The sequence below is a fragment of the Enterobacter sp. PGRG2 genome (assembly GCF_030291195.1).
In the GTDB taxonomy this organism is placed as follows: domain Bacteria; phylum Pseudomonadota; class Gammaproteobacteria; order Enterobacterales; family Enterobacteriaceae; genus Enterobacter_D.
Genome location: NZ_CP127837.1, coordinates 749,973 through 760,411 on the forward strand (window position 1 = coordinate 749,973; position 10,439 = coordinate 760,411).

At 58.4% G+C, this 10,439-nt stretch carries 11 protein-coding genes; 5 read left to right on the top strand and 6 right to left on the bottom strand.

Annotated elements, in window-relative coordinates:
• Window positions 1–9: 9 nt before the first annotated feature.
• The 5 genes from mdcE to mdcA are packed head-to-tail and all read right to left on the bottom strand — an operon-like array spanning window position 10 to window position 4,460.
• Window positions 10–810: a biotin-independent malonate decarboxylase subunit gamma gene (mdcE, locus tag QRD42_RS03310; RefSeq protein WP_321988174.1), complete on the bottom strand. Its 801-nt coding sequence runs from the start codon at window positions 808–810 to the stop codon at window positions 10–12.
• A complete protein-coding gene (locus tag QRD42_RS03315; RefSeq protein WP_318364860.1) occupies window positions 807–1,643 on the bottom strand; it encodes a biotin-independent malonate decarboxylase subunit beta in 837 nt (278 codons plus the stop codon). The genes mdcE and QRD42_RS03315 overlap by 4 nt, the downstream gene beginning before the upstream one ends.
• Complete coding sequence (gene mdcC / locus QRD42_RS03320; protein WP_318364861.1) at window positions 1,636–1,935, bottom strand: malonate decarboxylase acyl carrier protein; 300 nt, start codon at window positions 1,933–1,935, stop codon at window positions 1,636–1,638. Before mdcC ends, QRD42_RS03315 begins: the two co-directional genes overlap by 8 nt.
• Window positions 1,936–1,944: 9 nt before the next feature.
• Window positions 1,945–2,805: a triphosphoribosyl-dephospho-CoA synthase gene (locus QRD42_RS03325; RefSeq protein ID WP_321988175.1), complete on the bottom strand. Its 861-nt coding sequence runs from the start codon at window positions 2,803–2,805 to the stop codon at window positions 1,945–1,947.
• The gene (gene mdcA, locus QRD42_RS03330) at window positions 2,805–4,460 is read right to left on the bottom strand and encodes a malonate decarboxylase subunit alpha (RefSeq protein ID WP_088220936.1); all 1,656 of its coding nucleotides are present in this window, start codon (window positions 4,458–4,460) and stop codon (window positions 2,805–2,807) included. The genes QRD42_RS03325 and mdcA overlap by 1 nt, the downstream gene beginning before the upstream one ends.
• Window positions 4,461–4,732: 272 nt before the next feature.
• On the opposite strand from mdcA, the gene QRD42_RS03335 reads away from it, so the two are divergent.
• The 3 genes from QRD42_RS03335 to QRD42_RS03345 are packed head-to-tail and all read left to right on the top strand — an operon-like array spanning window position 4,733 to window position 6,861.
• The gene (locus QRD42_RS03335; RefSeq protein WP_321988176.1) at window positions 4,733–5,749 is read left to right on the top strand and encodes a hydrolase; all 1,017 of its coding nucleotides are present in this window, start codon (window positions 4,733–4,735) and stop codon (window positions 5,747–5,749) included.
• Complete coding sequence (locus QRD42_RS03340) at window positions 5,750–5,968, top strand: YheU family protein (RefSeq protein WP_072571265.1); 219 nt, start codon at window positions 5,750–5,752, stop codon at window positions 5,966–5,968. It begins immediately after the preceding gene.
• 23 nt (window positions 5,969–5,991) lie between these two features.
• On the top strand, window positions 5,992–6,861 hold the full coding sequence (locus QRD42_RS03345) for a phosphoribulokinase (protein WP_072571264.1): 870 nt from the start codon (window positions 5,992–5,994) through the stop codon (window positions 6,859–6,861).
• Window positions 6,862–6,983: 122 nt separating this feature from the next.
• Here the strand turns inward: QRD42_RS03345 and QRD42_RS03350 are convergent, their stop codons facing one another.
• Window positions 6,984–7,388, bottom strand: coding sequence for an OsmC family protein (locus QRD42_RS03350; protein ID WP_321988177.1), 405 nt, complete (start codon window positions 7,386–7,388; stop codon window positions 6,984–6,986).
• Window positions 7,389–7,693: 305 nt separating this feature from the next.
• Between QRD42_RS03350 and crp the strand changes: the two genes are divergently transcribed.
• Window positions 7,694–8,326, top strand: coding sequence for a cAMP-activated global transcriptional regulator CRP (gene crp, locus QRD42_RS03355; protein WP_000242758.1), 633 nt, complete (start codon window positions 7,694–7,696; stop codon window positions 8,324–8,326).
• A 53-nt stretch (window positions 8,327–8,379) separates the two neighbouring features.
• Window positions 8,380–10,439, top strand: a 2,060-nt coding sequence (locus QRD42_RS03360) for a YccS/YhfK family putative transporter (protein WP_321988178.1), incomplete at its 3' end; no start/stop codon positions are given.

Consider the following 10,439-nt stretch of genomic DNA (forward strand, 5'->3'; position numbering starts at 1 on the left):
TTTTACTTCTTACCAGCTTGCGCGCATGCGCTCCCGCACGAGTGACGAGCTGCGACGGTTGTCGGCACCAAGACGGTTTTTAAGCGTGGTGTCCTGACGTGCGTCGTGAATGGCCTGTTGCAGGGTGGTATTCACCTCCGCCAGATCGGCATCGGAAGGCGCTTCCGGATTGCTGATGTTCAGCAGATGGTCCAGCAGCCCCAGGGTGGCGTAATTACTGATGTCATACGCCATTGGCGGAATGGTCGCCGCCAGTTTTTCCAGCGCGTCAACGGTACGCAGCGTGATACGCGCGGCAGACTCTTTACCCATCGCGTGGATGAGCACGCCGTTGTCGTTGAAGGCAATCAGACGGTTCGCCTGGTAGCCGTGCGCCAGAAACGCACCGGACATGGCTTTACCAACGATAAGGCCAATCACCGGGTGACCTGCCAGACGGGCATTGGCATAAGCCCCTGCCGCACCGGCCAGCGCCTGATGAATGCCAAAACCTTCTTCCCGGCGGCCATAGGCCTGACTCGGTACGTCAATCACCGCCACGATCGGGCGTTTAACGCTTTTACCGGCGTCGGCGGCGATGGTTTCGCTAACCACTTTCGCCAGCGTCCAGCCTTCCAGCAGACCGACTTCACCGTTTGCCGCGCGGGGATAGTGGTTATGCGCATCCGGAACCACGGCGATAAAGCGTGCCGCTTCACCGTTAATTTCACCGTCAGCCACCTGTACAGACGGGCATAACCCGCTCAGGCGTGGTGCGTTGGGCGCCAGTTTTTCAAGCCATAATGCGCCACGGCTTACTGTCGTATTCATGCTTTTTCCTCCCCGGCAAAGAGCGCTTTGATCTGTGCGGCATCCGCCTGTTTGCGGGTGTCGAACTGGGTGAGACGATCCAGATACCACTGGTAATTATCGGTGCGGTGTTTTTCCGGTACGCCTTTCGCGATAAAGTCATTCATCGCGCCTTTCACCGCATTCACGCCGTCGCCCACCAGCGCATCCACCAGCCCGCTCTGATAGCGGACTTCCCCGCCGGTCATGCTCCAGATAAACGGACGGTCGCGGGAGTCATACTCTTCAATCCCCGCTTCCTGCTCAATGACCTGCGGACCGTTCAGACCGAGGCGCGCCTCGCGGGTGACGATTAAATAGCTGCACAGCGCGGCAGCAATGGACATCCCGCCAAAGCAGCCCACGGTACCGGCCACAATGCCGATAACCGGCGTATAACGGCGCAGATCGACAATGGCGGCATGAATATCGGCAATCGCCGCCAGCCCCAGATTGGCTTCCTGTAAACGCACGCCGCCGGTTTCGAGGCACAGTACCGCCTGGGTCGGGATGCCGTTGCGGTTATCTTCCGCCGCCAGCTCCAGCGCCGCTGCCATTTTCGCGCCGGACACTTCGCCCATGCTGCCGCCCTGGAAGGTGCCTTCGATGGCGATCACCACCGCAGGCTGGCCATTAATGGTGCCTTTCGCCACCACCATGCCGTCATCGGCCTGCGGCACGATGCCCTGCGGCCCAAGCCACGGGGAAATAATGCCTTCAAAGGGATCCAGCAATTCACGGTAGCTGCCGTCGTCCAGCAGCGTGCGGGCGCGTTCACGCGCTTTTAATTCGATAAAACTGCGGTCATCACGCATGGCTCACCCCCTCAAAAACCTGTTCGATACGAATGCGCGCCACGCCAGGCGTCGCACCAAAATCGTGGATCACCAGCTTGCCGGACGGCAGGCTGCCCGCCAGGGTGAGACGGTTAAACAGCGCTTCCCAGCGTCCGCGGCTGTTGTCCACGGAGGTGGTGATATCAATGGTGAGCGTCTGCTCCTGGTCGGCGGTGAAAAGCACCTCCATATCCCCGGAGCCAACGACGCCTGCCAGCGCTTTACCGCTCAGGGTGCGGCTGGCAGGCAAAGAGATCGTAATGTGTTCCATAACATCCTCTTAATCAGATAAATAAGGCAAGGTCGCGATACGGTCGAGCAGCAGGGTGGCGGCGAGTAAATCAGCCGCGCCGCCCGGCGAGGCGTTAAGCGCCAGCATCTGCGCATCCAGTTGCGCCAGGGCACGCTGGCCCGCAGGCTGCGCCGTTCCGCCGGCTGCCAGCACGGCTTTTGCGCCGTCGCGCATGGTTTCCAGCCCCGTCATTCCGGCGCGGTTCAGCACGCAGGTATCGCTGAGCGAGGTCATGATCGCCATCAGCGCATCAAGTCGCGCCCCGGTTTCACTGCCACCGCGTTGACGGCTGGCATGCAGTTGCGGCAGCGCCAGCCGGACGATGTGCGGAAAACCCTGCTGCGCCTCTTCCCGCGCGCCCGGCACCCGGTAACGGTGGGTGGCGCGCAGGCCCTTGCTGAAGGTTTTCGGCGCGGCGGCGTCCGGCAGTTGCGCCAGCTGTGCGGCGACATTTGCAATGTCTTCCGCAGTGCCCGCGCCGCCCAGCATCGCTGCCGCGCTGACCAGCAGGCCCAGCGCCCAGATCGCGCCACGGTGGGTATTCACGCCGCCGGTGGCAGCCATCATCTGCTGTTCGCCTTCGCGGCCCAGTCGGCCAATAGTTTGTCGTAGCGCAATGTCCGCCGGACGCTGCCAGCTTTGTTGCGCCAGGGCATGAAACGTGGGGGTCAGGCTGCGCGCGGAACGCTCCATCAGCGCCAGCGTCAGGTCGTGATGCGCCCCATTCCCCCGACTGTCCACCAGACCGGGCTTCGGGCTTAACCGTGCTTCGTCAATCAGACACTGGGTGGCGGTACGCGCCAGCCATTCGGCACCTCCGCAAGCTTCGATCTGTGGCAGATGTTTCATTACCAGCTCCGGAATTTTGCAGGCGGGTTATAAAGACCGTCAGACCATTCCACCAGATCCGCCACGCTACCGGCGGCCAGCAACGAACGGGTGGCGTCGGTGCGGCGGATGCCAATATCTTCCGGATACACCACTTTGCCGCTGCGGCGCAGGTCGGCGACGCGTTTTGCGTCCACGCCAAGACCGATATCGGTGATCCCGGCAACGGCGGCGACCATCGCGCGACGCTCTTCCATGCTTTCGGCACGATAGAGATAAGCGATACCTTCTTCCGTCAGTACGTGCGTCACGTCATCGCCGTAGATCATGACCGGGGCGAGTGGCATGCCGGAGGCCTTCGCCACGTCGATGGCATCGAGTTTTTCCACGAAGGTCGGTTTTGACCCTGCCTGGAAGGTTTCCACCATCTGCACCACCAGTTTTTTACCGCGCTGCATCGGATCGGGTTCGGTGATCATGTTGAGCCATGCCGGGGTGGCATGACGACGACCGTGCGGATCGTGCCCCATGTTTGGCGCGCCGCCGAAGCCGGACAGACGACCGCGGGTTACGGTGGAGGAGTTGGCGTAGCCATCAACCTGTAAGGTCGAACCGATAAACATATCCACTGCGTACTGCCCTGCCAGCTGGCAGAAGGCGCGGTTGGAGCGCATGGAGCCGTCGGCGCCGGTAAAGAAAATGTCCGGACGGGCGCGGATATACTCTTCCATCCCCAGTTCACCACCGAAGCAGTGCACGCTCTCCACCCAGCCGCTTTCGATCGCCGGGATCAGCGTCGGGTGCGGGTTCAGCGTCCAGTGTTTACAGATTTTGCCTTTCAGACCCAGCTGTTCGCCGTAGGTGGGCAGCAGCAGCTCAATGGCAGCGGTATTAAAACCGATACCGTGGTTCAGCGACTGCACCTGGTGCTCGGCATAAATACCTTTGATCGCCATCATCGCCATCAGGATGTGTTCCTGTTTGATGAGGCGCGGATCGCGGGTAAACAGCGGTTCAATAAAGAAAGGTTTGTCCGCCACCACCACGTAGTCGATCCATGAACCGGGGATGTCGACACGCGGTAAATCGCATTCGTCATCCACCAGTTCGTTAACCTGCGCGATGACGATACCGTCGCGGAATGCCGCGGCTTCTACCAGCGCCGGGGTATCCTCGGTGCTCGGCCCGGTGTACAGGTTACCTTTGCGGTCAGCTTTGTAGCCGGCGATCAGCGCCACGTTCGGCGACAGGTCAACATACAGACGGGAATAGAGTTCGATGTAAGTGTGGATCGCGCCGATTTCCAGCTGACCGTCTTCCAGCAGCTGCGAAATGCGCAGGCTTTGCGTACCGGAGAACGAGAAGTCGAGCTTACGGGCGATGCCCTTTTCAAAAATATCGAGGTGTTCGCTGCGGCCAACGCTTGGCATGATCATGTGCAGATCGTGCACTTTTTGCGGGCTGACTTGCGCAAGGGAGCGGGAAAGAAAATCCGCCTGTTTTTGGTTATTGCCTTCCAGCACCACTTTGTCGCCGGGTGCGATAAGTTTTTCCAGCATGGCGACCAGGTCGTCGGTCGGCAGCACTTTGCCTTCTACCGGGACAGAAGCCAGACGACGCTGTTTCTCGGTACGTCGTGTGTTCCATACCCGTGCAGGCGTTTGCCCAGATAACATTATTAACCTCCTGATTCAGCACATCATTTTGATTTGCTTAACACTGCACTAAGTGTGCGCTCTGGTGAGAAAGTCATCAATTAAGCCCTGTGCTTAATCATTAGCCTGAGAGTAATAATCAAAGTGACAATCTGTGATGGAGATCAGGAAAAGCAACGCAAAAAGTATCTATGGCAGGCAACGCATCAGGGCCGGAAACGCAATTTCATCCGCAGCAGCGGGGTTTAACAGGTATAGTAGTCGGCAGACTTTTAAGAACACATCGCACGATTATGGCTCAAATAACGCCCTTAGAGATCCCGGATACTGCCGCTGACAGCCTTGCATTTCGCCCACTGGCCGGCGCAGCCAATCCCCACCTGCAAACCATGCTGCCGCGCCTGATTCGCCGTCGGCTCCAGTTCACGCCCCAGTGGCAGCGCCTTGAGCTGCCGGATGGCGATTTTGTCGATCTCGCCTGGAGCGAAGATCCGCATGCGGCCAAACATAAGCCCAGGCTGGTGGTGTTTCACGGTCTGGAAGGCAGCCTGCACAGCCCGTACGCTCACGGCCTGATCAACGCCGCCCGCGCGCGCGGCTGGCTCGGCGTGGTGATGCACTTTCGCGGCTGTAGCGGCGAACCCAATCGCCTGAAGCGCATTTACCACTCCGGGGAAACGGAAGACGGCACCTGGTTTTTACACTGGTTACAGCGAGAGTTTGGCGCAGCGCCCACGGCAGCGGTGGGTTTTTCCCTCGGCGGTAATATGCTCGGCTGTCTGCTGGGCCAAAATGAACCCGATCTGCCGCTCAATGCTGCGGTGATCGTATCGGCTCCGCTGGTGCTGGAAGCCTGTAGCTATCATATGGATAAAGGCTTTTCGCGCTTTTATCAGCACTATTTGCTGAACCTGTTAAAGGGCAACGCGATGCGTAAGCTGAAGGCGTATCCGGATTCACTGCCGGTGGATCTTGCCCGCCTGCGTCGTATGCGCCGCATCCGGGATTTTGACGATCTGATCACCGCCCGTATTCACGGCTTTACCGACGCCATCGACTATTATCGTCAGTGCAGCGCCATGCCGGTGTTGCCGAACATTCGCAAGCCGACGCTCATCATTCACGCCAAAGACGATCCATTTATGGATCATAATGTTATTCCGGCAGCGGGTTATTTACCGCCCAACGTGGAGTATCAGTTGACGGAACATGGCGGGCACGTGGGCTTTGTGGGCGGGACGCTGCGCCGCCCGGAAATGTGGCTGGAAAAGCGCATTCCCGACTGGCTGACAACATATCTGGAGGCGTAAATGATTATCCCCTGGCAGGATCTGGCAACAGAGACGCTCGACAGCCTGATCGAGAGCTTTGTCTTGCGTGAAGGCACCGATTATGGTGAACATGAGCGTTCACTTGAACAAAAGGTCGCCGACGTTAAGCGCCAGCTGCAAACCGGAGAAGCGGTGCTGGTGTGGTCTGAACTGCATGAAACGGTGAACATCATGCCGAAGAAGCAGTTTCGCGAATAAAACCAGTTTTAGGGAGCGTTGCTATGTCTGCCAAACATCCGGTGATTGCCGTAACGGGTTCCAGCGGAGCCGGAACCACCACCACCAGCCTCGCGTTTCGTAAGATTTTCGCGCAACTGGATCTGCGCGCCGCAGAAGTGGAAGGCGACAGCTTTCACCGTTACACGCGCCCGGAAATGGACATGGCGATCCGTAAAGCGCGCGATGCCGGACGGCATATCAGCTATTTCGGCCCGGAAGCAAATGACTTCGGGCTGCTGGAGCAGACGTTTATCGAGTACGGGCTGACCGGCACCGGCCAGTCGCGCAAATATCTCCATACCTATGATGAAGCGGTGCCCTGGAATCAGGTGCCGGGCACCTTCACGCCGTGGCAACCACTACCTGAACCTACCGACGTGCTGTTTTATGAAGGGCTGCACGGCGGCGTGGTGACGCCACAGCAGGACGTGTCGCGCCATGTGGATCTGCTGGTCGGCGTGGTGCCGATCATTAACCTGGAGTGGATCCAGAAGCTGGTGCGCGATACCAGCGAGCGCGGGCATTCACGGGAAACGGTGATGGATTCGGTGGTGCGGTCGATGGAAGACTACATCAACTTTATTACGCCGCAGTTTTCCCGCACGCACATTAACTTCCAGCGCGTGCCGACCGTGGATACTTCCAACCCCTTCGCCGCGAAAGCGATCCCGTCGCTGGACGAAAGCTTTGTGGTGATCCATTTCCGTAATCTGGAAGGCATCGATTTTCCCTGGCTGCTGGCGATGTTGCAGGGCTCATTCATTTCCCACATCAATACATTAGTGGTGCCGGGCGGAAAAATGGGGCTGGCGATGGAGCTGATCATGCTGCCGCTGGTGCAGCGGCTGATGGAAGGCAAGAAAATCGAGTGATTTTTTGTGCCGGATGGCGGCGTGAACGCCTTATCCGGCCTACAGATTATGCTATTGTAGGCCGGATAAGCGTAGCGCCATCCGGCAGGGTTAGCGCAGCGCCACCCGACGCGCACCAAAAATCATCCCTCAATCACCTCAAATGAATGGGTGATATTGGCGGCTTTTTCCAGCATCAGCGCCACCGAACAATACTTCTCTGCCGACAGATCCACCGCGCGGGCTACCGCCGCTTCTTTCAGCGCTTTGCCGGTGACGATAAAGTGCAGATTGATGTGCGTGAACAGACGCGGCGCCTCTTCACGGCGCTCGGAGGTCAGTTTGACTTCGCAATCCGTCACATCGTGACGCCCTTTTTGCAGAATGGATACCACGTCAATGGCGCTGCATCCCCCGGCGGCCATCAACACCATCTCCATCGGGCTTGGCGCTTTATCGCCTGAGTTGCCGTCCATCAGGATCTGGTGGCCTGAAGCAGACTCGCCCAGGAACGTTAAACCTTCTACCCATTTGACTCTTGCTTGCATTTTATTCGCTCCGGCGCGGTAAATTTCCCTTCAGATTACGCGCACATAACAATTCTCGCAACGGAAGGCGACCTGCATCATGCTGAAGCGAGACACCAGGAGACACACAGCAAAAGCTATGCTAAAACATTCTGGCTGCTACAGTGATACATTGACGTTGCACATGTATGCAGACGACATCAAACATTAAAGGCTGGATTTTCGAACGGCCACTTCCCGGGAACAGGGAAGCATATGATTGCAACCCCAGAGGCAGAGTGTTCATCCTGGCTCTGGAGCCAGCTTATAACAGAGGATAACCGCGCATGGTGCTTGGCAAACCGCAAACAGACCCGACTCTCGAATGGTTCTTGTCTCATTGCCATATTCATAAGTACCCGTCGAAGAGCACGCTGATTCACCAGGGTGAAAAAGCGGAAACGTTGTATTACATCGTTAAAGGCTCAGTGGCAGTGCTCATCAAGGATGAAGAAGGTAAAGAGATGATCCTCTCTTACCTCAACCAGGGAGATTTTATCGGTGAACTGGGCCTGTTTGAAGAAGGTCAGGAGCGCAGTGCCTGGGTACGTGCTAAAACCGCTTGTGAAGTGGCAGAAATCTCGTACAAAAAATTCCGTCAGCTTATCCAGGTGAACCCGGATATTCTGATGCGCCTGTCTTCCCAGATGGCGCGCCGCCTGCAGGTGACGTCCGAGAAAGTGGGTAACCTCGCCTTCCTCGACGTGACTGGCCGCATCGCGCAGACGCTACTGAATCTGGCCAAACAGCCGGACGCCATGACCCATCCGGACGGTATGCAGATTAAAATCACCCGTCAGGAAATCGGCCAGATCGTTGGCTGCTCCCGTGAAACCGTCGGCCGCATCCTGAAGATGCTGGAAGATCAAAACCTGATCTCTGCGCACGGTAAAACCATCGTGGTTTACGGAACCCGCTAAGCCCCTCAAACGGCGTATTGCATCTGCGAGACGCCGTTTTTGTTTGCATTCTCATGTGGCGCAGGCTGATCTATCACCCGGAAATTAACTACGCCCTGCGACAAACGCTGGTGTTGTGTCTCCCTGTGGCCATCGGCCTCGCCTTCGGGCACCTGCAACAGGGGCTGCTGTTTTCACTCGTTCCTGCCTGCTGCAACATTGCCGGGCTCGATACCCCCCATAAACGCTTCTTCAAACGCCTGATCGTGGGCGGCTCGCTGTTTGCGGGCTGTAGCCTGGCGGTGCAGCTATTGCTGGCGGAGAACATCGCCCTGCCGCTGATCCTCGGCGGACTGGCGCTGCTGCTTGGCGTCACGGCGGAGATCAGCGCCCTGCACGCGCGCCTGCTGCCGGCGTCGCTTATCGCCGCCATCTTTACGTTAAGCCTCGCCGGTAATATGCCGGTGTGGGAGCCGCTGCTGATCTACGTCTCCGGCACGCTGTGGTACGGGCTGTTTAACTGGCTGTGGTTCTGGATGTGGCGCGAACAGCCGCTGCGCGAATCCTTAAGCCTGCTCTACCGCCAGCTGGCGGAATACTGTGAAGCCAAATACAGCCTGCTGACCCAGCATGCGGATCCGGAAAAAGCGCTGCCCCCGCTGCTGGCGCGTCAGCAGAAAGCGGTGGATCTGATCAGCCAGTGCTACCAGCAAATGCACATGCTCGCCGCCAATCAGCATAACGATTACAAACGCCTGCTGCGGGCGTTCCAGGTGGCGCTGGATCTCCAGGAGCATATCTCCGTCAGCCTGCACCAGCCGCAGGAAGTGCAGAAGCTGGTGGAGCAGAGCCACGCCGAAGCGGTGATCCGCTGGAATGCGCAGGTGGTCGCCGCCCGGCTGCGGGTGCTGGCGGATGACATCCTTTATCACCGCTTTCCCGTGCGCTTTAATATGGACAAGCAGGTCGGCGCGCTGGAAAAAATCGCCCGTCAGCATCCGGATAACCCGGTCGGCCAGTTCTGCGCCTGGCACTTCAGCCGTATCGCCAGAGTACTGCGCACCCAACGCCCGCTGTACGTGCGCGATCTGATGGAGGATAAACAGCGCCGCCAGCCGCTGATCCCGGCGCTCAAAAGCTATCTGTCGTTTAAATCTCCGGCACTGCGCAATGCGGCGCGCATTGCCGTGATGCTCGCCATCGCCAGCCTGATGGGTATCGCCCTGCATCTTCCCAAGCCGTACTGGATTTTGATGACGGTGCTGCTGGTGACGCAAAACGGTTACGGCGCGACGCGGGTGCGTATTCAGCACCGGGCGGCGGGTACCATGGCGGGGCTGATTATTGCCGGGATCACGTTGCACTTTCATGTGCCGGAAGGCTACACGCTGCTCGGTATGCTGGTAATAACGTTGATTAGCTACCTGATCATCCGCAAGAATTATGGCTGGGCGACGGTGGGCTTCACCATCACCGCGGTGTATTCGTTACAGCTGCTGACGCTGAGCGGCGACCAGTTTATCGTCGCCAGACTTATCGATACGCTGATTGGCTGTCTGATCGCCTTTGGCGGCATGGTCTGGCTGTGGCCACAGTGGCAGAGCGGGCTGTTGCGGCAGAACGCCCACGACGCGCTGGAGGCGGACCAGGAGGCCATCCGCCTGATCCTCAGCGACGATCCGCAGCCCACGCCGCTGGCGTACCAGCGCATGCGCGTCAATCAGGCACACAATACGCTGTTTAACTCGCTCAATCAGGCGATGCAGGAGCCGGGCTTTAACACTCACTATCTGGAAGATATGAAACTCTGGGTGACGCACAGCCAGTTTATCGTCGAGCACATTAACGCGATGACCACCCTGGCGCGCGAGCACACCATGCTGACGCCGGATCTGGCGCAACGTTATCTGGAATCCTGTGAAATTGCGCTTCAGCGTTGCCAGCAGCGCCTGGAATATGACGGGCCGGCAGGCTCGGGGGATGCCAATATTCTGGAAGCGCCGGAGACCTTAACCCAGGGCCCAATGAGCACGCTGGAACAGCATCTGCAACGTGTTATCGGGCATCTGAACACCATGCACACCATTTCGTCGGTGGCATGGCGTCAGCGCCCGCATCACGGCATCTGGCTGAT

What these genes read in the sequence shown, in the direction of transcription:
- QRD42_RS03345 (WP_072571264.1), top strand. Translation starts at nt 5,992, where the DNA reads ATGTCTGCCAAACATCCGGTGATTGCCGTAACGGGTTCCAGCGGAGCC.
- QRD42_RS03325 (WP_321988175.1), bottom strand. Translation starts at nt 2,805, where the DNA reads ATGAAACATCTGCCACAGATCGAAGCTTGCGGAGGTGCCGAATGGCTG.
- QRD42_RS03350 (WP_321988177.1), bottom strand. Translation starts at nt 7,388, where the DNA reads ATGCAAGCAAGAGTCAAATGGGTAGAAGGTTTAACGTTCCTGGGCGAG.
- QRD42_RS03340 (WP_072571265.1), top strand. Translation starts at nt 5,750, where the DNA reads ATGATTATCCCCTGGCAGGATCTGGCAACAGAGACGCTCGACAGCCTG.
- crp (WP_000242758.1), top strand. Translation starts at nt 7,694, where the DNA reads ATGGTGCTTGGCAAACCGCAAACAGACCCGACTCTCGAATGGTTCTTG.
- QRD42_RS03315 (WP_318364860.1), bottom strand. Translation starts at nt 1,643, where the DNA reads ATGCGTGATGACCGCAGTTTTATCGAATTAAAAGCGCGTGAACGCGCC.
- mdcA (WP_088220936.1), bottom strand. Translation starts at nt 4,460, where the DNA reads ATGTTATCTGGGCAAACGCCTGCACGGGTATGGAACACACGACGTACC.
- QRD42_RS03335 (WP_321988176.1), top strand. Translation starts at nt 4,733, where the DNA reads ATGGCTCAAATAACGCCCTTAGAGATCCCGGATACTGCCGCTGACAGC.
- mdcC (WP_318364861.1), bottom strand. Translation starts at nt 1,935, where the DNA reads ATGGAACACATTACGATCTCTTTGCCTGCCAGCCGCACCCTGAGCGGT.
- mdcE (WP_321988174.1), bottom strand. Translation starts at nt 810, where the DNA reads ATGAATACGACAGTAAGCCGTGGCGCATTATGGCTTGAAAAACTGGCG.